The 25,537-nt window shown below is 42.9% G+C and carries 17 protein-coding genes; 13 read left to right on the top strand and 4 right to left on the bottom strand.

Features of this window, described 5'->3' with window-relative positions; genetic code table 11:
- The first annotated feature begins 116 nt into the window (after positions 1-116).
- The 4 genes from BLV50_RS06525 to BLV50_RS06510 all read left to right on the top strand — a co-directional run bounded on the left by BLV50_RS06525 (position 117) and on the right by BLV50_RS06510 (position 5,319).
- Positions 117-1,346 carry a sensor histidine kinase gene (locus BLV50_RS06525; protein ID WP_072732973.1) on the top strand — a complete coding sequence of 410 codons (1,230 nt, stop codon included), beginning with the start codon at positions 117-119 and terminating at the stop codon, positions 1,344-1,346.
- Positions 1,336-1,986: a response regulator gene (locus tag BLV50_RS06520; RefSeq protein WP_072732972.1), complete on the top strand. Its 651-nt coding sequence runs from the start codon at positions 1,336-1,338 to the stop codon at positions 1,984-1,986. Before BLV50_RS06525 ends, BLV50_RS06520 begins: the two co-directional genes overlap by 11 nt.
- Before the next feature lie 203 nt (positions 1,987-2,189).
- The gene (locus tag BLV50_RS06515; RefSeq protein WP_083584599.1) at positions 2,190-4,430 is read left to right on the top strand and encodes an MMPL family transporter; all 2,241 of its coding nucleotides are present in this window, start codon (positions 2,190-2,192) and stop codon (positions 4,428-4,430) included.
- A gap of 13 nt (positions 4,431-4,443) precedes the next feature.
- A complete protein-coding gene (locus BLV50_RS06510; protein WP_079697500.1) occupies positions 4,444-5,319 on the top strand; it encodes a DegV family protein in 876 nt (291 codons plus the stop codon).
- On the opposite strand, the gene BLV50_RS06505 is transcribed toward BLV50_RS06510, so the two are convergent.
- Positions 5,304-5,909, bottom strand: a complete 606-nt coding sequence (locus tag BLV50_RS06505; RefSeq protein ID WP_063563809.1) for a TetR/AcrR family transcriptional regulator — start codon at positions 5,907-5,909, stop codon at positions 5,304-5,306. The two genes, BLV50_RS06510 and BLV50_RS06505, sit on opposite strands and share 16 nt — an antisense overlap.
- 176 nt (positions 5,910-6,085) lie before the next feature.
- Positions 6,086-7,765 carry a sensor histidine kinase gene (locus BLV50_RS06500; RefSeq protein ID WP_177031127.1) on the bottom strand — a complete coding sequence of 560 codons (1,680 nt, stop codon included), beginning with the start codon at positions 7,763-7,765 and terminating at the stop codon, positions 6,086-6,088.
- Positions 7,766-7,955: 190 nt separating this feature from the next.
- On the opposite strand from BLV50_RS06500, the gene BLV50_RS06495 reads away from it, so the two are divergent.
- The 6 genes from BLV50_RS06495 to BLV50_RS06470 all read left to right on the top strand — a co-directional run bounded on the left by BLV50_RS06495 (position 7,956) and on the right by BLV50_RS06470 (position 17,648).
- Positions 7,956-9,599 (top strand): type 2 periplasmic-binding domain-containing protein, encoded by a 1,644-nt coding sequence (locus BLV50_RS06495; protein ID WP_090806581.1) that lies wholly within the window; start codon positions 7,956-7,958, stop codon positions 9,597-9,599.
- 50 nt (positions 9,600-9,649) lie between these two features.
- On the top strand, positions 9,650-12,493 hold the full coding sequence (locus tag BLV50_RS06490) for an alpha-L-rhamnosidase (RefSeq protein ID WP_090806579.1): 2,844 nt from the start codon (positions 9,650-9,652) through the stop codon (positions 12,491-12,493).
- Between the two features lie 106 nt (positions 12,494-12,599).
- Positions 12,600-13,826 carry a cytochrome P450 family protein gene (locus tag BLV50_RS06485; RefSeq protein ID WP_090806577.1) on the top strand — a complete coding sequence of 409 codons (1,227 nt, stop codon included), beginning with the start codon at positions 12,600-12,602 and terminating at the stop codon, positions 13,824-13,826.
- Between the two features lie 222 nt (positions 13,827-14,048).
- Positions 14,049-15,464 (top strand): MFS transporter, encoded by a 1,416-nt coding sequence (locus tag BLV50_RS06480; RefSeq protein WP_177031126.1) that lies wholly within the window; start codon positions 14,049-14,051, stop codon positions 15,462-15,464.
- A 46-nt stretch (positions 15,465-15,510) separates the two neighbouring features.
- Complete coding sequence (locus BLV50_RS06475) at positions 15,511-16,500, top strand: alpha/beta hydrolase (RefSeq protein ID WP_072732967.1); 990 nt, start codon at positions 15,511-15,513, stop codon at positions 16,498-16,500.
- Between the two features lie 395 nt (positions 16,501-16,895).
- Positions 16,896-17,648: an SDR family NAD(P)-dependent oxidoreductase gene (locus BLV50_RS06470; protein WP_072733506.1), complete on the top strand. Its 753-nt coding sequence runs from the start codon at positions 16,896-16,898 to the stop codon at positions 17,646-17,648.
- 592 nt (positions 17,649-18,240) lie between these two features.
- Here the strand turns inward: BLV50_RS06470 and BLV50_RS06465 are convergent.
- Entirely contained in the window at positions 18,241-18,693 is a 453-nt protein-coding gene (locus tag BLV50_RS06465) for an Lrp/AsnC family transcriptional regulator (protein WP_090806573.1), read from the bottom strand.
- Between the two features lie 237 nt (positions 18,694-18,930).
- Between BLV50_RS06465 and BLV50_RS06460 the strand changes: the two genes are divergently transcribed.
- The 3 genes from BLV50_RS06460 to BLV50_RS06445 all read left to right on the top strand — a co-directional run bounded on the left by BLV50_RS06460 (position 18,931) and on the right by BLV50_RS06445 (position 22,367).
- Entirely contained in the window at positions 18,931-20,460 is a 1,530-nt protein-coding gene (locus BLV50_RS06460) for an MFS transporter (protein ID WP_090806571.1), read from the top strand.
- 375 nt (positions 20,461-20,835) lie between these two features.
- On the top strand, positions 20,836-20,991 hold the full coding sequence (locus tag BLV50_RS06450) for an RHS repeat protein (RefSeq protein ID WP_090806567.1): 156 nt from the start codon (positions 20,836-20,838) through the stop codon (positions 20,989-20,991).
- Between the two features lie 938 nt (positions 20,992-21,929).
- Positions 21,930-22,367, top strand: coding sequence for an immunity 26/phosphotriesterase HocA family protein (locus tag BLV50_RS06445; protein WP_090806565.1), 438 nt, complete (start codon positions 21,930-21,932; stop codon positions 22,365-22,367).
- A 1,622-nt stretch (positions 22,368-23,989) separates the two neighbouring features.
- On the opposite strand, the gene BLV50_RS06440 is transcribed toward BLV50_RS06445, so the two are convergent.
- Positions 23,990-25,516: an ABC transporter substrate-binding protein gene (locus BLV50_RS06440; protein ID WP_090806563.1), complete on the bottom strand. Its 1,527-nt coding sequence runs from the start codon at positions 25,514-25,516 to the stop codon at positions 23,990-23,992.
- Positions 25,517-25,537: the final 21 nt, after the last annotated feature.

Genomic DNA, 25,537 nt, shown 5'->3' with positions numbered 1-25,537 from the left:
GCGATTTTCTTATACTATATTACAAAGTTAGCTCTAAATGTACGAAAGGGCATGCACTAAAGTACATATAACCCATAGACAAACCGTATTATAATGATTGGAAGAGAGGTGATTACGTGAAAAATACATCCAATCAGTCCCGTTTCCTCCAATCAAATATGGATGAAGATTATGATAAGATCACTTCATCACGTCTTCCCATTATCATCTGGATCGTTCTGGTGTCTATAGTCACTGTCGCGTTACAAACCATGTCTGTTCCCCTAGTAGTGCCCAGCTTATTTTTTGTAATTATTATGGTTCTTCATATGTATCTGTACTGGCGTGTGAGCGATATTATCAACCGTTCCAAAGCACTATATCTGTTTATCCAGGGTGGCCTTATATTTGGGAGCTCATTCATAATGCCCGATGGGCTTCCCGTCATACTTATTGGCTTGATTCCAGTATTAATAGGACAAAGCGTGGCCATTTTTTTTGAAACCAAAAAGGTGGTTTTTGTAGCTTTTGTGCTGTATCTTTTCTTTTGCCTGATTACCTTGTGGGTCAAGGAGGTACAGGATCTTGCATTGTTTATTCCATTACTTATGCTTATGATTGTCGTTGTTATGGCTTATGCGCTCCTCTACTATCGGCAGGTTAATGCAAGGGTTCGTACGCAGACATTTCTGCGTGATCTGGAACTGACCCACCAGAAGGTGGAAGAGCTGACGCTGGCCAACGAGCGTCAACGAATGGCAAGGGATCTGCATGATACGTTGGCTCAGGGGCAAGCCGGACTGATTATGCAACTGGAAGCGATAGACGCATATCTTAGCCGAGGGAACATCGACCGAGCTCATGAGATTGTTTTGTCATCCATGGGACAGGCTAGACAGACACTGGGCGATGCGAGAAAAGCGATTGACGATCTAAGAACTAGAGCTACACCTGCTGTTAACTTTAACGAGGCGATTCATGATCAACTGCAACGCTTCAGACTAGCGACAGGAGTTAATGTCAAGTTGGAAGCTACAATAAAATCTGTTCTATCCGGCGCCAAAATGGAGCATGTATTGCATATGTTGAGTGAAACACTGACCAACGTGGCACGTCATGCGCAGGCGAGCGATGTATCCATAAATATTGGGGACAATCAGCAACAATTTCACATGGTTATTAAGGATAATGGAAGAGGTTTTAACATTGGCAAAATCGGTAAAGAGACAGGACATTACGGTCTGATCGGCATACATGAACGAGCTAGGCTTATAGGCGGGCAAATTCATATTGAGAGCAACAATGAAGGTACTACAATAGAGCTATCTGTACCTGTATTGTATGGGAGGAAAAATAATGAAGCATAAAGTTCTGATTGTAGATGATCATTGGGTGGTACGTGAAGGGATGAAATTGATTCTGGGAACCGATGACAACTACGATGTTGTCGGAGAAGCCGAGGAAGGAAACGCAGCCTTAGAACAGATGGAGGCACTGAAGCCAGACGTCATTCTGATGGATCTGAATATGCCCGGGGGGCTGAGTGGACTGGATACATTGAAAATCATGAACGAAAAACAGATTCAGATTCCTGTTATTATTTTGACCACATACAATGAAGACGAGCTTATGATTAATGGGCTGGGACTGGGAGCGAAAGGTTACTTACTTAAGGATACAAGCAGAGAGAATTTGTTCCGCACACTCGAGTCTGCTCTACGTGGGGAGACACTGCTGCAGCCTGAAATAACTGCCAGAGTATTTGCATATCGGGACAAGTCCGCGGTAGAAGAGAAACCGAAAAACGCACTATCGTTGACTGAGAAGGAATTAATCATTCTTCAGGCAGTGGCCCGGGGCCTTCGCAGCAAAGACATTGCTTTTGATATGGGTATGGCGGAACGAACCGTTAAGGCACAGTTGACCAATATCTATAACAAACTGGGCGTAGATTCACGTTCGGAAGCTGTCGCTGTATCCGTGGAAAAGGGCATCTTACATTTGTAAATACATTTTAAATTGATATATTATTTTCCATATCAATGGTCAGCGAGTACTAAAAGCGCCCTTTGGTGCTTCCCAAACGTACATCAAGGGCATGCCCTTATGTACGTTTTTTCTTGTTCAGTTTTAGATATGATGAATTCACGAGGTTGTCCAACATCAAGATAGCCCAGATTTGTAGCAAAGAAGGGAGACGTCAAAAGAATATGGCAAAATTATTATTTCGACTCGGTGAGTGGTCGGTAAGAAAAAGGAAAATGGTAATCGCAGGAGGTTTGATGCTTTTACTGCTTGTGGCCGCCTTGGGTCTTGGCTTGGGAACGTCCTTTACAGGAGAGATGACCATTCCGGGAACCAAATCGGAACAGGCTGGAATAATATTGAATGAAGAATTTCCATCCTCCGGTGATGGTGGACAGATCAGGTTAGTGTTCAAGTCTGAAAAGGCAACACTGGAATCGGAATCGAACAAAAAATGGATTACAGAAGCATTAAAAGTGGTTCAATCGGATTCATCGGTAACATCTATCGTCAGTCCGTATGACGCCGGTACGTTAAGTGCAGACAAGAAGATTGGTTATGCTGATGTTACATACAGTCAGCCAGCCAATGAAGTAACAGAGAATTCCAAAGAACATGTTCTTGGTGTTGTAGAGAGACTGCAGGATCGTGGAATTCAAACGGAACTTGCAGGGAGTGTAGCTTTTTCTGAGCTTGAGATAGGAGGTACTTCTGAAGTCATCGGGGTTCTGATTGCGTTCATGATCCTTGCTTTCACATTCACATCGTTTCTCGCAGCAGGATTACCGATCCTAACCGCAGTTGTAGGGCTCGGTATAGGAATGATGATTATCGTCATTGGCTCAAATGTAGTTTCTATGGCTTCATTCTCCATTACACTGGCTGTTATGCTGGCCTTGGCTGTAGGGATCGACTATGCTCTGTTCATCATGTCCAGGTATCGTCAACAACTGGCAGCAGGATTTGAGCGAAATACAGCCATTGCTCAAGCCAATGCAACAGCAGGTAGCTCCGTTGTCTTTGCAGGAATAACCGTTATTATCGCCCTGGTTGGTCTGTCGGTCGTACAGATTCCATTCATAACCATGATGGGATTGGCGGCAGCTGTAAGTGTATTCGTAGCAGTATTAATTGCTGTCATTTTTGTTCCTGCCGTATTGGCAGTTGCAGGAGATCGAATTAGTCCGGCACGGGAGAACAAATGGCTGCGGAAATGGTCTGGTCCCAAAAAAGCAGAGGGAACAGAGAATCGTTGGGGCAAGATTGTAACACGCAAACCTTGGCTCACTGCCATCCTGTGTATCGTTTTATTGACGGTTTGTACTATCCCGTTCTTGCATATGCAACTCGGCCTACCAGATAGCGGTTTAAAATCCACGGATACAACAGAACGTCGAGGGTATGACCTGCTTGCGGAAGGCTTTGGAGAAGGATTTAATGGTCAACTGGTTGTAGTTGCTAGAACAGCAAAAACGGAAGATCCACAAGCGGATATTGCCAAAGCAACTTCATATATCAAAAATCTGCCTGATGTGGCAAGTGTCAATCCTTTAATTCCGAGTCCTTCCGGGAAGGCCGCAATCATTACGGTGTTACCGAAGACAGGCCCTCATGATATCAAAACGACCGAATTGGTCCAAACTATTCGTGCGGAAGCGGAACAGGTGATGAAAGATAATAATGTCGAAATTATGGTTACCGGGGGAACGGCAGTCAATATTGATATCTCCGAGAAACTTGACGAAGCATTGCCGAAATTTGCAATATTGATTGTAGGTCTCGCTTTCGTGTTGCTCATGCTGGTTTTTCGATCCATTCTGGTTCCAATCAAAGCCGTACTTGGATTCCTGTTCACCCTTGGATCAACCCTAGGCGTCATCGTTTTGGTCATTCAAGATGGCTATCTGGCAAATTTCTTTGGCATTCCCGAACCAGGGCCGGTACTGAGCTTCCTGCCAATTCTGGTTACAGGTATTCTCTTCGGACTTGCTATGGACTACGAAGTATTTTTGGTAAGCCGCATGAGAGAGGATTATAACCATACGGGAGATGCAGTGAAATCAATACGAAGTGGTATTACTCACAGTGGTCCTGTTGTAAGTGCCGCAGGTTTGATTATGATCGCCGTCTTTGCGAGCTTTATCTTTGCCGGAGATGCCATGATCAAATCCATGGGACTCGCACTTGCCTTTGGTATTTTGGTGGATGCATTCATCGTTCGGATGACGCTTGTCCCGGCGGTGATGACCCTGTTAGGGCGAAGCGCCTGGTATTTGCCGAAGTGGCTGGATCGAATTCTTCCTAATATTGATGTGGAGGGAGAATCCGTGATGAAGGATACTCATTCTATCGATACCTCCATTTCATCGAAAAAAGATGAAGAATCGGAAAGTTCAACTTTGATGAGTAAAGAGAAATCAGGTTAGGGGGAGGCGTAGCATGTCGAAAGTACGCATTTTTGCAGATAGTATCTCGGATGTCCCACAGGATTGGATGGACCAATATAATATCGGAATTGTACCTTTATATATTGTTTTTCAGGACACGTCCTATGTTGATCGAAAAGAAATCAATGCAAAAGACATGTACAATTTGGTTGAGATATACGACCAATTGCCGAAGACAGCTGCACCTCCGCCTGCAGATTTCATTCAAGTGTTCCGTCCGGTCATCGAGAACGGAGAGGATATACTGTTTATCAGTATGTCCTCTCATCTATCATCGACGTATCAGAACGCCATGGTGGCGGCAAGAGAGTTCCCCGCAGGACGGGTAACGGTTGTAGATTCACTGAATGTATCCGCCGGGACAGCCATGAATGTACTTTTAGCAGCGGAAATGGCTTCAGAAGGAAAAAGTGCCCTTGCGATCGCCGAATGGCTTGAGACAGCGCGGCATGAAATCCAGTTAAATGTGCTCGTTGATAATCTCGATTATCTTCACAAGGGAGGCAGGGTTAGCAGCATTCAACATATGCTAGGAAGTATGCTTCGAATTCGTCCCATTTTATATGTTAGACATGGAAAGGTGCTTTCCGGAGTGAAATACAGGGGAAGCAAGGAGAGAATTGTTAAGAAACTTTTACAGGATATTTTGAGCCATATCCATCGCATTGATCACGACCAGATTATTATTGCCCAGACACTGGAAGAGGAAACTGCGGAGTGGATACGCAACATGATTCTAGAAGAGACCTCTGTTCGCAATGTACACATCATCGAAGGCGGCTGCTCCATATGCTCTCACAGTGGTCCTCATAGTCTGGCAATCAGTTTTATCCTGAAGTCGGAGCCTCTTGTTCAGGCTCTCAAATGATCAAGGAACAGTTTTTTTAGGATATTGAACTGCTGCACTTCATTTACTTGGGTCTGGAATGCATCAATACCGTTCAACATCGCCATCTTTTTGGAAAAGTTTCCAAACACATTAATCATGGTATTAATGGTTTCACGAGTATTGCCATCCGTCCGCAAGGACCCGTCCTGTTCACCAAGTTCCGCAAGCTCGGTAAACAGGGTAATCAGTTTATTATAATTGGCCTGATAGATTTCCATATCGTCCAGAGGAAGCTTCGACATGGAGACGTAACATTCGAATGCCTCAATTAATTTCGAGTTCCGTTGATGTTCCGCCTGTTGGAAGAAAATAAGTGTATCAAAGATTCTTTCCAGCTTGTCATAACAGGTTCCTTGATCGTGTAGAATGCCCTCGAACACTTCGATCTCGGATTGAACAATTTCGGAAGCGACCGCAACAATTAACTGTTCTTTTTTGGGGAAATAACGGAATATGGTAGCGACGCCCAAGCTCGCCTCAGCGGCGATCTCCTGCATCGTTGCTTGTTCGAAACCTTTATTGAAAAAAACGATTTGAGCTGCTTCAATAATACTTGTGCGCCGCTTCAATTTTAGATCGCTGCGCTCGTTTTCAAGCCTTTGCCGGGGTTCTATTGGAAAAACCTCCTTGTTCGATTTAACTCAGACTATGCTAACAAACATGACACTTTTCTGTCAATTAAAAATCAATAATGCCTCATACATCAAAATTCAAGTGATGTATGAGGCATTTTGTATAGACTTTATTATTCAAGTTCTCGATCATTTGTGGGAAGGGACCAGTGAATTCTCACCCGCATTCCGCCGAGTGGACTTTGATCCAGTTGGATACCTGAATGAACAGGATCATGAATACGCAGACGTTCAGTGATGTTCCACAGGGCACAACCTATGGTATCTACAGGAGGTTCGGCGAGTCTAACCATAAGGGAGTTGATCTCGTCAAGTGTCATCCCTGTTCCATCATCTTCAACAATAAGAAGGATACCTCGTTCGGTCCGTTCTACCTTAACCTGTATATAACCTGAATCACGCTTCATTTCAATTCCGTGGATAATACTGTTTTCCACCAGAGGCTGGACAAGCAGCTTTGGAATTGGAATAGAACTGAGATCATCGGGCAGTTCGATATGATAGGAGAGTCGTTCCATACGCAGACATTGAATTTCAAGATAATTCCGGACGATACCCAGTTCTTTTTCCAAACGGGTCATTGGTTCATTCAGGCGGGTCGTATATCTGAAATACTCCGCAAGATTCTGGGTCATGGCCGTAACGGCTTCCTCGTTGCCAAGTCGCGTCATGTTATTGATGAAAAACAGGCAATTATAAAGGAAATGCGGATTGATTTGAGCCTGCAACTGCTTGAGCACAGCTTCTCGTGCTATGATTTTTTCTTTATATACTTTCTCGATCAAGTCTTCGATCTGTTCGGCCATGTCATTGAACTGTCCATACAAATAATCAAATTCATTGCCGCTCTGCCTCTTAATCCGATAAGAGAATTCAGCATGCTTCAGCAGTCGAACTCCCTTCAGAAGAACCAGTATAGGAATCTGAACTTTCCGAAAGAGAACAATGATAATTGTCAACCCTGCCATAAATAGCATTACACAGGCGGAGTAGAACCAGATTTGGCTGGTTTTAATGGGTTGCAACACCTTATCCAGAGGCATAAAGTCAATAAGATACCATTCAAGTTGTTGCGAATAAACATAGTTGACGATATAGTCAGAACCGTTAACGGAGACTGTCTCGGTACCGGAAGCAGGCTTAAGATTAGTGACGACTTGGTCTAAAATAAGGGAGGTCAAGGGATTTGCGTTTTTGCGAGTAATGGATCCCTGATTCGGATGATAGAATACGGCCTCATTCTCTCCCTGATGTGAGTTTTCTACAAGTTCCTCCAGATTGCCCCGAGGGAACTCCATTCGCATAATTAGCTCGGAATTCGTCTTGTATTTATAAAATGCCCCTGAAACAGGATCGATTTTCCACCCTGACTGTGGTGAATCATTCTCAGGAGACTGCATCTGATTTTCCGAAGATACAATCCATTGATTGAGGAGGATGGAGTAGATGGATATTTTGTTACTCCATCCTTCCGAAAGACTTTGAAGTTTCACTCTGGCCTCAACATTCTGAATGAGCTGAACTTGCTCAAATGCACTCATGACGTCGATCGATTGAAGGAGAGCAATTGTATTATCCGTTTCCAGTGTAATGGCAAGCATATTTAACCGATCTATGTTCTGGTCGAGTGTATTTACTACAAATTGAACCCGATTAAGGTTGTTGGCCTCAATATCTTTTTTGACTGTATCCAAGCTGGACTGGACAGAGAAGGTGTACATGATTAATACTGCTGCAAGCATAATCAAAGTAATTGCCACCATGTTCAGGAATGTTCTGTACTTCTGCTTCACACCGCTATTCCCCCTGCCAATGATGTAAATATATCTCATTGTAGGGCGACCAAAGGAGAAACACAAGTGAAACAAAGAGTAATAGAAGCGTAAGTTAAGATTGAATTATGGAATGTTGAAATAGCGTTATTTCGATCCCATAGTTGTCACGATATGATTAAGATGAAATAGATGAAGGAGAATTTTGAATATGAGCTGGAGGAAAAAATCCCTGCTTCTGTCCGTCCTTTGTTTGGCTCTATTGACGGGATGTGATGAAACAACTCCTCAACAGGAATCTGTTAAACATGAAGTCGTCCTAACCACCGTTAAGATGGATGAACCAACCACCGTATACAAAAACAGCGAAACGGCGTCCGATAACGTACATATACGTTGGGCCAAGAAGACATTGGGGGTGGATATTCGCACACAATGGAGTGCTCCAGTGGAGGATTACGATATGAAGCTTAGATTAATGTTGTCTTCCGATGACCCACTTCCTGATGTATTTTCATCTAAAGTCATGGATACGACGAATCAGTTCCTGACTTCAGGAAAGGTATTGGATGCGGGAGAAGCCTTTGATCAATACGCCTCTCCCACCTGGAAAGCGGCTATGGCTGAAGTTCCTGAAGCCTGGCAACCGTTCACTGAAAATGGAAAAAGAATGGCAATCCCCATTATTACTGAACAAGCTTCACAAGCTGTACTATGGATCCGTAAAGATTGGCTGGATAAACTGGGACTTAAAGCCCCTCGTAATCTGGATGAACTCGAACAAATCATGAATGCCTTTACTTATGATGATCCGGATGGGAATGGGATAAAAGATACCTACGGCATTGATTTTGCCATCAAGGATCAGTATCTGGCTTCCCCAACAGGAGATATCTCATGGGTATTCGGGGCTTATGGAGCCCTTCCTGAAATATGGGGTAAAGATGGAAAGGGACAGTTGATGTACGGCAGCATTCAACCGGAGATCAAAAAAGCACTGTTGAGACTGAAAACATGGCAAAGCAAAGGATATATGGGAAACAACGTTGCATTACAAGATTTCAGTCAAGTTAACGAAAACGTAATTGCCGGCAAGGTCGGAATTGTTGCAGGACCACGATGGTTTGCTGACTATCCGGTGAAGCAGCTCAAAGCCAGAGATTCTCAGGCAGAATTTATTCCTTATCCGATTCCGATGGGCCCGGATGGTACAGCTGGAAGACTGGCGGGCAATTCTTACAGTGCTGCTCTTCTCATTAGCAAAGACATTTCTGAAGAAGCGTTACAGGCTTTTTTTAAATACCAGAACTATTTATATGAAGCAACTGTAACCGATATTCCGTTCTTTCTTAGTGCCTATCAAAACGGGTATGACTATGTTCTGAAGCAGGATGGATCTGTTAACAGTGAGAGCAGTACAATTCCGGGGGGGAAAGTAAATACCTCCAAATATACATTGTTTAGCCAATACGCAAGCTACCCCTCACGATTTAAAGACGCCATTTTAAAACTAGGCAAGGGTGAACAACTGAATGCTTATGATCGAGCCGTCTTTTTCAGCATGGGGGTAGACCCGAACAACCCGGATGAGTTGCCGGTTACACAGGCAGACGTTGTTGAGGCAACTCAGGAAAAAATAGACCAACGAAACCTGTTTCAAGGACCGGCGACGAAAATAATGCGATCAAGGAACACCTATCTGCAAAAGATGGAGTTGGATACCTTTAATTCTATTATTTATGGCGAGCAGCCTATAGAGGCTTTTGATGATTTTGTTAAGAAGTGGCTCAAATCCGGCGGGAAACAAATGACGGACGAAGTGAACGAGTGGTACAGGTCAATCCAATCTCAATAATGCAGAACAAAGTTGTGAGAACGTATTCAACGATAATGGAGGGTAAAATCATGAAAATCACAAATTTAAAAACAAATCATGTATCCAATCCGTTAGGATTCGCAATAGAATATCCAAGCTTGTCTTATGTTGTTACGGAGACTACGGCAACTAAACAGATTGCTGCACAAATAGAAATAGCGCTGGATGAAGCCTTCATTAACATCGTTTTTGATAGTGATATAAAAGAGGACATTGATCCGCTTGCATATATACCCTCTCTGACGTTAGCTCCAAGGACCCGATATTACTGGAGAGTTCGGGTATGGAACGAACGTGGTGAAGATGCCATCAGTGAGACAGCCTGGTTTGAAACCGCAAAGCAGGAAGAGGCGTGGACAGCTCAGTGGATTACCCCTGAACTGGACAGTTCAGTCCATCCTGTCTTGAAAAGAAGCTTCGAAATTGCGGGTTCAGTGGTACAAGCCCGTGCCTACGTATGTGGTCTGGGTGTTTACGAGATGACGCTTAATGGCGCCAAGGTTGGAGATGAATATTTGGCTCCCCATTATAATGCCTATCACAAATGGTTGCAGTATCAGACCTACGATATTACAGATATGCTACAGCTTGGTACAAACACGGTTGATGTAGGCCTCGGGAACGGTTGGTACAAAGGTCGCTTTGGTTTTGAAGGCGATACAACAGGGGAGCTGTATGGAGACCATTTTGCACTGATTTCCGAAATCATTATTACCTATACAGATGGTACCGAAGTCGTATTTAAAACAGATACGTCCTGGCGAGCTACCCGCTCCCCGGTGTTGGATAGTAACATCTATGATGGAGAAATTTATGATGCTACTCTGGATGTTTCTGAGGAATATCCAGTCAAAGAAACGAATCTAGGCTACGAGCGTCTGATGGCTAGAAAGAGTCTCCCCGTTGTGATCAAGGAAACATTAAAACCGATCGAGGTCCTCACCACCCCAGCTGGGGAGACCGTCATTGATATGGGACAAAACATGGTCGGCTGGCTACAATTTCGCACTCAGGCACCGCGTGGATCAGTCATTCATTTACAATATGGCGAAGTACTTCAGGATGGTAATTTCTATCGGGAGAATCTTAGATCGGCCAAGGCGGAATATACGTATACATCAGATGGCAATGAAGCCATCATTCGACCCTACTTTACCTTCTACGGCTTCAGATATATCAAAGTAGAGGGTTGGATTGGTAAGTTGGACTTGGACGATTTTACAGGATGTGTTGTTTACTCGGATATGGACCGCATCGGATATTTGGAGACAAGCCATTCAGGAATCAACCGTCTATATGAGAATGCACTATGGGGTCAAAAAGGAAATTTCCTGGATACACCTACAGATTGTCCGCAACGGGATGAACGAATGGGCTGGACAGGTGATGCACAGGTCTTCTCTGGTACTGCTAATTTCAACATGGATACCTATGCTTTCTTCAGTAAGTATGGTTATGATCTATGGATGGAACAGGAAGATCGGGAAGGTATGGTACCCATGGTGATCCCCGTTGGCCGAGTGCAAGGCGGTGGGTCTAGTGCTTGGGGCGATGCAGCCACCATTATTCCATGGAACAGTTACGTTCACTCTGGAGATAAGGGTATTCTTGAGCAACAATTTGACAGCATGAAGGCATGGGTGGACTTCATCAAACGTACCGATGATGAATTAGGCGGCAAACGGTTATGGACAGTAGGTTTCCATTTTGGTGACTGGCTTGCACTGGATGGGGGTAATCCCGATTCTCCAATGGGGGGAACGGATAATCATTTTGTGGCTTCAGCGTATTACGCTTATTCAGCAGATATTGTAGCGAAGGCAGCCAAAGTTCTGGGACATGGAGACCTCGTGGAGACCTATGCGCAACTGGCACTAGAGGTTAGAGCAGCGATAAAGGATGAATTCTTTACCAGCAATGGACGTCTCGCTGTAGATACGCAGACGGCATATGCGGTTGCCTTGTTTATGAATCTGGTGCCAGAACAACACACTCCGCGGATTGAGGAAGACATCCGCATGCGTCTGCGCAAAGACCAGAACCATTTGCGAACAGGCTTTGTCGGAACACCCTATCTGAACCGGGTTCTGTCAGAGCATGGAAGCAACGACATTGCATACACACTGCTGCTGAATGATGATTATCCAAGCTGGCTGTATGCGGTCAATATGGGGGCGACAACGATCTGGGAACGCTGGAACTCTATTCTTCCGGATGGGAAAATCAGCGGAGATGGCATGAACTCGCTCAATCATTATGCTTATGGAGCGGTTGCAGAATGGATGTATCGGAATATGGCAGGAATCAATCCCGTCGAGGATAATCCAGGATTCCGTCATGCTTTACTGGCACCTCTACCTGATTTCAGAATCCAATGGGTTAAAGCTCATGTAGATACGGCAGCAGGACGGTATAAGAGCGAATGGAAATTCAACGAGCAAGGGAATCTGTTCTTCAGCTTCTCCATACCGTTCAATGCAACAGCTACGATAAAACTACCACATGCTCAAATGGAGAATGTGACCCTGAACGGTGTTATCCTTACCGATTCCGGATTACCTGTCACACAGGAAGAAGAGAATACCATAATTGAAGTGAGTAGTGGTACGTATGAAGTAAGCTATGCTCCATCCAAAGTATACAAGAAAATTCTTAGCACACACACTCCACTCAATGACTTGCTTCGTAATGAGGGAGGCCGCGAAGCTTTAAGCGGATTTTCACCAGTTTTTGCTACGTTGAATCCAGAAACCATTGGACCAATGGGAGAAGCGAGTATACGTGAATTGGCCAGTTATCCATCCTTCAGCGCACCTGAAGAACAGTTGGATGAACTTGATCGCAAGTTGGCGATGGTTCAGCTTGACCAGTGAGTGTAGCAGGGTACGTAAGATTACAAAATTTGAAAGTCGTATTCGGTAATGATAGAATTGATATTGTATTGATATACAAACTATCATATATTCGGGAGGCGTTGTAATGTTTACCAATGGCAACAAGGGACATTCGAAGTCGGGAGTTGATTTTCTTGATCAATCGTTTATAAATAATCCCTTTCCGGTCTACAAGGAGCTGCGAAACGAAGATCCAGTGCATCGGTTTCCTTTGCCCAGTGGTCACTTTGCATGGATGATTACTCGCTACGAAGACGCCGTTGAGATTTTTCAGGATAAACGCTTTGTGACGAATCCTCCGTTCATGGGAAATGTTGAGGGGGCAGCTCCGCCACATCAAGAGATCATTTCTCGTAATTTGCTTAGTGTGAATCCGGAGGATCACCGCCGTCTACGGAGATTGATACAGAAAGCTTTTACACCCCGTATGATTGAGCGCCTGCGCGGTAGAATTGTAGAAATAAGCGATGAATTGCTTGACAAGGTACTGGCGAGTGGAAAAAGGGAACTGGATCTGATCGCAGATTATGCTTTTCCCCTTCCGATCATGGTTATATGTGAAATGTTGGGGGTTCCTCTAGAGGATCAGGACAAATTCCAGGAGTGGTCCAATACCATCATGGAGGGATTCAACAATCCACATATGAACGAGAAGAGCGATGAGGTCATGAAGGCATTCGTAGACTATCTGCATGTGTTGATCACAGAAAGACGCCAACATCTTCAGGAAGACCTGATTAGCGACCTCATCAGCGTGGAGGAGGAGGGAGATGTTCTTTCGGAGCAGGAACTATATGCCCTTGTCTTCGTTCTAATCATTGCAGGCCATGAAACAACCGTGAATCTGATCGGGAACGGTATGCTGGCGTTGCTTGATAACCCGGAGCAGAAGCAATTGCTCTTGAATGATCCTGAATTGATTCATCCAGCCCTGGAGGAGATCCTTCGGTATAACGGACCGGCAGAAGTGAGCAACATACGCTGGGCTACTGAAGATGTAGAGTATGGCGGAAAACATATTCGACAAGGGGATATGCTCTTTGTTTCGTTTTCGTCTGCAAATCGTGATCCACAGCAGTTCCCCGAGCCGGATACGTTTGATATTACACGTAAGGTGAATAATCATATTGCCTTTGGAAAGGGCATACATTTCTGTCTTGGAGCACCCTTAGCGAGACTAGAAGGGGAGATTGCTATTCATGCGTTACTGCGTAAAATGCCTGATATTCGTCTGAACACAACAGAGGAATCATTGGAATGGCGCCAAGGCATGATTATTCGCGGATTAAAAGACTTCCCGGTTTCGTTCTGATTTACATTAAATGATAAACGTACTTATTCATATTGAATGAAGAGAAGCCACAATTATCGTGGCTTCTTTTTTTATAAGGTACTCACCTCCGATATTGTATTTGGATTACGTTATTTCATCTTAACAACGCGTTATATCCGTATTCCTGTATGGATCTTACAATATAAGTATGAAAGCGAATTCATTGCGTATCCATCAAGAGTATATCGGAGGGGAAAAGCTATGGGAGTTGCAGTAAATGACCAACACGTCACATCTCACACAGACACACCTCATCAACCTGAACGTGAAATTCCGACTAAAAGACTGATCGGAGATTCCATGGGAATGTTTGGGCTGAACATTTCAAGCGGATTGCTGGGACTAATTACGTATTATTACACGGATGTTGTAGGTGTATCGGCAGCAATTGTAGGAACTGTTCTATTGGTTACCAAACTACTTGATGCAGTTGCAGATGTGGGCATGGGCGTGCTCGTAGACCGGACTAAATCCAAGTATGGGCAAGCACGTCCGTGGCTACTCTGGATGAGCATTCCGATGTTTGTATCGTTGTTACTGTTATTTTCAGTTCCGGATATCAGCGTCACTGGTAAAATTGTATATGCCATTATAACAAATCTGGTATTTTACATTATGGTGTATACACCTACATTCATACCCTACTCAAGTTTGATGGCCCTGACTACACGCAACACCTATGAAAGATCTTTAATGGGTATTATCAGATCAAGTAGCGGTTATTTAGCAGGAATGGTTGTGGCGATTGCTTTTCTTCCTATTGTCAACGCTATGGGTGGTGGCAGAAGGGAATGGACTATATTAGCCGGGATTTTCGCATTCATGGCCGCGGCAGGAATACTCATCGCCTTTTTCTCCAACAGAGAGAAATATAACAATGTACAATTGGACGAGCTTGGCGTTTTTCAGGAGAAAATTTCACTAGTCCAAGGTTTGAAAATGTTGATCTCCAATAAATACTGGCTTTTGATGTTCACTGTTGGTACCTTTTCTCATATTTTGTTCGCATTAGGTGTCGCTGCAGGAACCTATTACGCCAAGTACATCTGGGGAGATGTGAATCTGGTTGCCATTATGGGAGGGATAGGTCTTATTCCGGTCGTGATCGGTTTTAGCTTGTCGGGACCCTTTATCAAAAAGTTTGGCAAACGTAACACAGCTCTTGGTGGTGTTATCATTGGTTTGATTGGAGCAACGGCTAGATTGATTGCACCCGAGAGTATTATGCTAGGACTTGTGTGTTCGGTATTCCAAACCCTGGGTACGATTCCTCTCATGGCAGTTGGAGGAGCACTCACCACGGATACGATTGAATATGGAGAATGGAAGTTCCGTAAAAGAATGGTTGGGTTAACGAATAGTGTTAATGCCTTTGGCAACAAGGTGGGTACTGCTTTGGGAGCAGCCATGATTGGATGGTTTCTAGCCTTAGGTGGTTACGTGGAGCAGGCGAGCGAGCAAGGTGATGCAGCTAAACAAGCTATTATTGCTTTAAACATATATGTACCTATTGTTGTAATGGTCGTGATTGCAATCTGTCTGTTCTTCTACAAACTGGATAAAGAATTCCCTAAAGTCCTTAAAGATCTCGAAGAAAGAAGAACCGCTAAAATTTAAATTGAGAACGCTTCAATATACTATAAATGAAAATATAGGAGGATATATGAAGTTAACAACGGTTGAACTCACCAATACGAACGTTAGTCTAACGGCTTATGTATTGGATTCTTCACAAGGAATGTCTAACATGGGCAATCGACCTGCTGTTCTCATTTTACCTGGTGGGGCATACAGAGCATGTTCAGAGCGGGAGGCAGAACCGATAGCGATGGCTTTTCTAGCGGAGGGGTACCAGGCTTTTACGTTACAATATTCGATTAATCAGAACGCTGTATTTCCGAAACCTTTGAATGATGCAGAAGAAGCACTGGAATTGATTCAGGAGAATAGTTCGAAGTGGGGGATTGATCCAGACAAAATAGCTGTATGTGGCTTCTCGGCTGGTGGACACTTAGCGGCAGCGTTAGGAACTATGGGAAAGATTAGGCCCAATGCCATGATTCTTGGTTATCCATGCATTGTGGAATCGATGAGCCGTATTTTCCCTGTACTGGTACCAGGCGTCGATAAGTCTGTAGATGCGTTAACACCGCCAACGTTCATATTTCACACGTACGAGGATCGATTGGTTCCAGTTAGTAACGCTTTGACTTTTGCAGAAGCTCTTAACCATGCAAATGTCCCGTTTGAGATGCATATCTTTACCAAAGGCGTACATGGCTTATCGCTCGCAAGACCTCATACTTCAGGAGGGTTACGCAGCATGGTCGAACCGGCTGTTGCGCAGTGGTTTCGTCTTTGTATAAGCTGGCTCCGAGGCATATTTGGTGAGTTCGCCTCGGAGCGAGAGAGCGTTCAGGTTGATTCTGTTGATCAATACAGTTTGGATGTACAACTGGGTGTTTTGTGGAAAAATGAAGTCTGTAAACAGGTCATTTTAGCCGCAATACCTGTTCTTGGGGAATCGTTGAATCAAGAAGCAATGGAAGTTCCTCTCCGAGCTATTCTTGACTTTGGGGGTGATCTCTTATCAGAAGCAGCAGCAATCCAGTTGGATCATCAATTGCGGCTTGTTCCCGTTCCACCTCGATAATTTACCAAGTATTCAAATGATAATTGCAAATGTAGACAATAAATGATATCTTAACAATCAAAATGATAGTCATACTATCATTTAATATTTTACACACATCATGTATCGGAGGATGAAGAATAATGGCCTACAATGAAAATATTGAAATCGGGGATTTACTGAATAATGAAGAGGCGTTAGCAATTCTAACTAAACATCTACCCGAGTTTATTAACGCTCCTACATTTAAGATGGCTTCCAATTTCACACTAAATCAGTTGGTAGCGGTTCCTCAAGTGGATATTCCTGAAGTTACATTGCTAGCTTTAAAGAATGATTTGGCTGGTATTTCAATTGTGTCAGGAGAAACTCCGAAAACCAAACCTGCGGTTGCTGCAAACAAACAATCTGATTCCCTGGCAGGTAAAGTCATTACAATCACAGGAGCAGGCAGTGGAATAGGAAGAGCAAGCGCCATTCTGATGGCAGCCAGAGGAGCCAAGCTGGTTCTGGTCGATTATAATACTGCAACAGGACAAGAGACACTGGAGCTGGTAAAGGAGCAAGATGGCGAAGCCATTTTTGTACAAGCCGATGTTTCCAAAGAAGATGATGTTCAAAATTATATCCAGCAAGCTGTTAATACGTACGGAAAAATTGATGTAGCTTTTAATAACGCCGGAATCATCCAACAGTTCCAAAGTTTCCATAGCATGAGCCTGGAAGACTTCAATCGAATCATCGATGTCAATCTGAAGGGCATATTCCTCGGAATGAAACATGCACTTCGAGTGATGGACGAACAAGGATACGGTCATGTCATTAATACTGCATCTACAACAGCCATTCGCGCTGAACACAGCTTGGCCGCTTATACAGCCAGCAAACACGGCGTTGCCGGTTTAACCAAGGCAGCTGCGCTTGAATACGTCAGAAAAGGTATCCGTGTTAACGCGATCTGTCCTGGTGGTGTAGCTACACCATTGACAGCGGCTGTTCCACAAATGCTGCAAGACAATGAATATATGCCAGAAGAATTCCCTAATATGAGAATTGGACGGTTTGCTGAACCAGAGGAACTCGCTCAAGTCGTTGCATTCCTGGCTTCGGATGGATCAAGTTATATGACAGGTTCCATTATCGTAGCCGATGGTGGTCTTACCCTTTAAGAATTTCTACATGGACACTAAATTAGAAATGATGAGGGGGATATACAATGAACGAATGAATCCTATCTCATTAACAAACAATAACTTTCAAAGAAAAGGGCAGATTAACTAATTTCTGCCCTTTTAAGAATTTAACATAAATGTTAATTGACGGAGCAAGTTGAGTGTTGATAGCATAGGTTTAATTTAAAACGAAAAGGCTATGATAGGTAAGGTATTAGGGATCTCACAGAGAGATGTCACGGGACAAGAACATTGTTCCATTCAAAGTCGCTATTTTAGCGGCTTTTTTATTTTATCGGTACAGGTTCTTGTCCCGAGCCAAGGACAAGAACCTGTACCGATTGCCGAAATGGACAAGAACATAGTCCGATTACCGATTAGATGATTATCTAAAATTAAGCATATGTAGTTAAAACCTCTGATCTGTATGACATCGGACCGTAGGAATTGATTAAAATGAAATTCTCCACAGTAAAAAAATGAGATAAGTGGCCTTGGTCCTGAGTTTCTTCGGACTAAGGCCCTTATTATATCTGTAAACGTCCGTTGATATAGAACTTGATTATGATTTTGGAAGTTCAGCTTGGAATTAGTCCGCTCTATTGGCTTCTTCGAGAGAACGAATGAGAAGACTATGATCGATCGGTGAAGACATGACAATCAAGATGGTGTAGGTTCCATATTTATCGCACTGATTGCTGAACTCCTCGAGCGTGCGTGTGGATTCTGTTACAACTTTTAATAAATAACTATGTTCTCCGCTTATGCGGTGGCACTCAGCAACATGGGGAGATGCATGGACATAATCAAGAAATGCCAAGCAGTCTCTAGTTTGAAAAAGCATATAGGCAGTCGCATGCTTCCCAATTTTTTCAGGAGAAATAACGGTGTGATATTCTTCGATGATTCCCTTCTCTTCCATTCTCTTAACTCGTTCCGTTACGGCAGGTTGGGATAACCCAACGCTTTTGCCTAGCTCAGTCATTGAAATCCTCGCCTGTTTTTGAAGATAGAAGAGTATTTGTTTATCTACATGATCCATTTGAATAAGCTCCTTTAAATTTAAGGTGTTTTGAAGAAAATAGCTTTTATTACTTAGCATAATTATCATATTTGATTTTATATGATATGTAAAATGGAAGATATAAATTATATAATAAGACACACGTAAATTATACATGAGAAGTCAGAGAGGATGGCAAGCAATGAGTAGATATGAAATAAATAAAGTAATTACAGAAGAGTTATATGTACGTGTTTATATTGGAGGGTACTTTCAATGACTATTTCCCATTCTAGCAAAAATATAATCGCATTGGCTGCGATATGTTTGTCCGCACTAATGTTTGGCCTCGAAATTTCCAGTGTGCCAGTAATTCTGCCTACCTTGGAAAAGGTGCTGCATGGAAACCTCAAGGATATGCAATGGATTATGAACGCCTACACCATTGCCTGTGCGACGGTTCTGATGGCAGTGGGAACGCTGGCTGACCGTTATGGAAGGAGACGTATTTTTATTATTAGCCTCGTCTTGTTTGGTATTACATCTTTGATTTGTGGCTTGGCACAAAACACATCGGTTCTAATCATCAGTCGATTTCTTCAAGGTGTGGGTGCGGGTGCAATGCAGATTTGCCAGATTGCAATTCTTTCGCATCGGTTTCAGGAGGAGCGGGAGCGTAGCAAAGCCTTTGCAGTATGGGGGATCGTATTTGGTATCGGCCTTGGTTTTGGACCCATTATTGGGGGGATGATTGTGGCCGTATTAAACTGGCATTGGGTTTTCCTGATCCACGTCCCACTGACTATCCTCACATTGATCCTTGTTTTTGGCGGTGTGGATGAATCAAGCGATCCTCATGCGGAAAAACTAGATATTATTGGCATCGTCACGCTTTCGTTGACGGTTTTTGGTCTGGCATACTTTATCACTCAAGGAACCGAACATGGCTTTACTAGCGTAGTATCCATAGGCGTTCTTGTTGCAGCATCAACAAGCTTCATTATTTTTCTTTTTGCGGAAACGCTTAGCGCCCATCCGATGTTCGACTTTTCCGTATTCAAGATACGTAATTTTTCCGGTGCTCTTCTTGGCTCTATCGGCATGAATTTCAGTTTCTGGCCGTTCATGATCTATCTGCCGATTTATTTTCAGAGCGGTCTTGGTTATGGCATTGTAGCTGCTGGGCTGTCTCTCTTGGCTTATGCTCTGCCAACCTTGGTGATCCCTCCCTTGGCAGAGCGCCTTTCGCTCCGTTATCAGCCGCGTATAGTTATTCCATTGGGCTTGTTCATCATCGGTACGGGCTTCATTTTAATGAAATATGGTAGTGGAGGAGATAACGCCAACTGGCTAACCATGCTTCCAGGTTCTCTGCTTGCTGGTATCGGGCTGGGATTGACGAACACGCCTGTAACCAACACGACGACTGGCTCGGTTTCGATTACACGTGCAGGCATGGCTTCGGGTATAGACATGAGTGCCAGATTGATCAGTCTAGCTATTAACATCGCTGTTATGGGATTCATTTTGCAGAATGGTATTTTGTCTTATTTGAAGGGAGCACTTCATGGGATTTTCGATACAACGAAATTGCGGACTTTAGCTGAGAAAATAGCGGCCGGAAATTTTACATCTCTCAAGCAGAGTTTTCCAGAACTGTCCTCTCTAGATACGTCAGGAGCCTTGGTCCATAAAGCTCTTGTGCACGGCTTTGGCTTGGTAATGCTATATGGTGGCATTGGTGTGTGGGTTTTGGCTGCGATTAGTTTCATGATTTTCAGATCCAAGAAAACAGGTAAAGTGTGAAGGGCATCGCTCCCACAAGTGGTTACCTCTCGTATGTACAAATAGGGAATTACCAAGATAGAATTTGCCTTTTTGCGGTCAAAGGGCCTCCTATGTGCCTTTTAAAAAGGAGGCAGATGTTATTCCAGCAGTTTTAGGCAATCGAATCTTTTTTAATTATGATGAATGTGATATTTGTAATGAACTTCATTTTAGCCTTCATGAAAACGAGTTAGCTAATTACCTAATGATGGACAGAATACTTATTAGAGCTCGAAAAAGGAGTTACAGGGTCTAACAAGGAGGGTAATCGTACGTAGAAGGTAGACGTCAGCAGTGGGCAAGAGCAAATAACAACATATACGCATAATAACGCCAATCAGTTGACATCTGTCAATGGAAAAGGACGATGGCAAACAAACGTATATTTATGATGCACTGAATCAATTAGTTGAAGTGAAAGACCAATCTGGTCAGAGAATACAGCAATACAGTTATGATGAACAGGGGGAGACGTACTCAGTCGGTCAGCCCATAAAGTCGCTATTATAGCGGCTTTTTTTGTTTTAAGTGTCGAGGGACAAGAACATATTCCCATTAAAGTCGCTATTTTAGCGGCTTTTTTATTTTATCGGTAGAAGTTCTTGTCCCAACCCAAGTACAAGAACTTCTACCGATTGCCGAAATGGACAAGAACATGTTCCCATTTCCGATTAGATGTATATCTACGTTTGAGAAGTAAGTCTCTTTTGAGTTGTTAACACAATAAAGGATGGATTATGATCAAGAGACCAGCTTCAACACTAGGGGGATACGGTGAATGCTGAATGTGACTCTGGGTCAAGGGAGGAGAAACATATGAACTATCTTACTTTGTGCTGATATCTGGGACAAAAGCCTGTACCTATTACCAGATTTGACAGGAACATGTTCCTATTCACAAATAGGTGTATATTTAATCGTTTTCCCCGTTAATTCATTAAGCTAACGGGCAGGATAGTGATATAGAAGTGCAGAAATTGCAACCTTCGAGAAATCGCAGTAAAAACACAAGCGGATGATTGTCGAGGGACAAGAACATTGTTCCATTCAGAGTCGCTATTTTAGCGGCTTTTTTGATTTAAGGAACCAAGTTCTTTTCCCAAGCCGAGGACAAGAACTTGGTTCCTTTGCCGAAAAGGACAAAAACATAGTCCGATTACCGATTAGACATTTATCAATCAATATAGAGTGGAGTACAGCCCAAAATGCAATAAGTATTTGGGGAACGGACAACATTTAGCAAATTTTTCATTTAGTAAATATTCCAACATAGATAAGTCTTCAAGTAACAAAAATGCAATACGTGGACGAGAACAGCAAATGATCATAAAAAATGGCCGAGCCAAATCTGAAAAGGGCACTTCTGGTAATGCGTATAATGGAATTTCTCCAAAAAATAAGAAGTACAGTAAGTATATTAAAGCCGCAACGAAGGAGTTTGGAAAACCGTGAAAAATACGAGACGTAAACGAATAAAATTGGGTGATATCTACGCTATACCTCTGCCTAACGGTAAGTTTGCCTTTGGGAGAAGGCTTAAAGATGCCAGCATTGCAATCTATAATGTGATAAGTGACACGATAGAAGAGATACCTCAAGAAGAGGAATACCAATTTATCGTGGGTGTGTATGATGATGTACTGAAATCAGGCGATTGGCCGGTCGTTGAGAATCGTCCGTTCCCGTATGAAGAAGAGGCGTGGCCCCCACCTGCCTGTATCATTGATAGGATATCAGGAGGGTATGAAATATATCATTTGGGAGAGATTAGACCTTCTACTCGCGAAGAATGTGAAGGGTTAGAGATGGCGGCTGCTTGGGAAGCTCATCATATTGTTGATAGAATAATGGGAGATGATAAGTGGCACCGAGACCCGACTAGATAGTGTAGAGTTTATCACCTATAGTTCCAGAGATCACTCTGATGAAAATAAAGCTAATGATCGTTTCCCGACAAGGGCGATCCTTAGCTTTATTTATTTATTTAGTATATGGATGAAGCATTAGTGTCGAGGGACAAGAACATGGTCCCATTGAAGTCGCTATTTTAGCGGCTTTTTTAATTTATCGGTACAAGTTCTTGTCCCGAGCCAAGGACAAGAACTTGTACCGATTGCCGGAATGGACAAGAACATAGGCCGATTACCGATTAGATGAACATCTAATCGGTATTTTGCCCGTCAATTCATTAAATTAACGGGCAGTTTAGTTTTAATGAACGATGCTAAAGTAAAGAAAATATAAGAATAAATTGAGGTAAGAAATTGAAAACAAAGAAAAGTATGAGACAGATATGCCCAAAATGTGGGTACGAGAAATGTGTTCCCAAACTGTATATCGATAATCCAAAATATCCTTCTGGTTCGATTCTGAGATGCAAGCAGTGTAAATCACTTTTTTCGCTTAAAAATGGAGGATGGGTCTTTTGGAAGGAATGGGAATAAGCTAACGGGAAACGTTAGCTCAATCAAACATAAAAAGCAGCCCGTTCATATGTGATTGGCTTCTAAATATACTACAAATACCGATGATCACAAAATGATGTATGGGCAAAGTGTCAAGGGACAAGAACATAGTCCGATTGCCGATTAGGTGTATCTCTAAACATTAAGCACACGCATTTACAAATTCATTAAATACCATAATACATAACAATGTTCATATTGATAAAGGAAAACCGACACGATGAGAGGTAAAAACACTGTCGGCTAGGCATTAAAAAGCGAAATATCAGACTGAAACTGGCAGTTGAGGACAAGAACTTGTACCGATTACCGATTAGATCAATATCTAAACAACGAACACATACATTCTTTAACACCATAATACACAAAAATATTTAAATTGTTATGGAACAACTGGCATGCTAAGAGGTACACATAGGCAGATAGGTATCAAAACAGTGAAATATTGATACAGAAAGTAGCTATTAAGGACAAGAACTTCTACCGATTGCCGAAATGGACAAGAATATGGTCCTATTTCTGATTAGGCATACATCTAATTAATTTAATAATTCATTAAGCTTACGGGCAGAGTAACGTGTGACAGTAGTCGTTTTATCACTTGGATATCTTGTTCGTAAAGTTCCAACTCCCACTCGTCGAATAGTTGGGAGTTAGGCTTGAAAACGAAGTTATTTACCCCAAAAAAAAAGAAGGGTACCACTCTTTTTTTGCTTACAGTCTGGCATTACTCGCTTGGATATATAATCAGGTGCATAAAGGTAATTAGGAGCCAGTAAACCAAGAAGTCCTAAGTTATGGTCATAGAGTTTTTTGCAGGAGTTTCATCGCTCAGTTCGGGCGGGGGACATTCCCAAGTAGGATATTCGATATTGGTTTCGCGAATCGGTGCAACAACGATCATGTGATATCTCCGTGATAGCCCGCGCATCCTGTAGTAGAAACGTGGCCAAATCCGACTCAGCATGGAAGTGGGGGAATGAACGAAATACAAAATCAGCCGTATTGTTTCCGAGTCGGAAGCAATACGGCTGATTTTCTTCTTATGGATTTTCTGCCTTGTATGCGTCAAGCTGTGCCTGCAGATCTTTTAAGGTTGTGTCCAGACCTGCTTTCTTGGCAGCCGACTCAAATCTCGCATAAGCGGTTTCATAATCGATCAGGCCAACGCTAGCCGGATTCATGTATTGTTCGGCGAGATTTTGAATGGCTGCATTTTCGTTCTTCACATTAGCGTCACTGTAGATAAAGTTAGACCCATATGGATATTTGTGTTCAATTTTCCGATAATCTCTTAGTTCTTTGACGATTTCATCAGGTGATTCAACGCTCCATCTTTCATTAGGGCCGCGCCATCCCCATGGGTCATTTGCTCCAGGAGGATAATTTGAAGAATCTGCAAGTTCTTTGAATCGGTCGTCCCCGACAGGCTCCCAATGCTTACCTTTAATTCCATACCAGGTTAGATCTGAGTATTCTTTGTTCCACTTTAGTAGGTCCAGGAATTGAAGCGAAAGTTCAGGATTTTTGGAACGAGCGTTTATTGCTACTCCATTTTGCATGTAACCAGAAGGAACAACGTTCATTTCAGGCATGAATATCTCAGCCTTCCAGTCTGGATGTTTCTTTTCAATGGTTACAGCTGTGTTTGAAATTTGATCAAGTGACGAAACCTGAACTGCCGATTTTCCTGCTTCAAACAACTCAGGCGATTTTTCTTTTTGTGACAATGCATTCTTCGAGAGGATACCTTCTTTTTGCCAGCGGAACATTGTATTCGCAAAATTTTTGTACCCTTCATTTTCGAAAGTAACCTTAGCTTGCATTCCTTCTTTACTGTGAACATTCCAGGAAAGGGCTTGGTTTGATGGCACACCTATGTTGTCAGGCGCTTCTAAATTCGGATCAAATAAGGTTCGGATGAAATTTTCCGTTGAATGATGATAAGCAAACGGAGTAATTCCTTGGTCGTTCTTTGCAATTGCCGTTAAATAGGTATCCAAACCAGCCATATCTTTAACCGGCGGCACATTATTTTTCTCTCTTAGGTCTCCGCGCAGTAAGAATCCAATTGCTCCATTCTCCTGAACTGCCTGAGGTACAGCGTATACCTTTCCATTTACTTTTGCCTGCTCCCAAGCATCCTTAGGTGTTTTCTCCCAAGTGATTGGCGCGTTCTTGGATAAAAGATCCTCGGTCAATTCCAAGAACCCATTTTTACTGGCAAAACCTTGATAGTCGGTCCAGTTCGAAGCATAAATCAGGTCGAAATCTTCTCCTGCTGAGAAAAGAAGGGAGTATTTCTGTGCCCATTCACCCCAGGTAAAGTTAGTCACTTCAATTTTTGCATTGATATCTTTCTGTGCCATTTTGCTTAATTCCTGATAAACAAGATCCGCATCAGCCGGCTTATCACCGAGAAGTATCATCTTAAGAGTGACCTTACCGACTTCATTGTTCTCTGACTCAGATGAACTATTTTGCTCTGAATTACTACAAGCTGACAAGACCAATGCAAAGACCATAACAATTGCCAGCGTGCTAGACCACTTGCTTCGTTTGTTTTTCATGTTGACCCTCCTATAAGTAGT

Source organism: Paenibacillus sp. 276b (genome assembly GCF_900107875.1).
GTDB lineage: Bacteria > Bacillota > Bacilli > Paenibacillales > Paenibacillaceae > Paenibacillus > Paenibacillus marchantiae.
The sequence above is the reverse complement of the archived record's forward strand: the minus strand, read 5'-3'. Positions and strand labels throughout refer to the sequence as shown.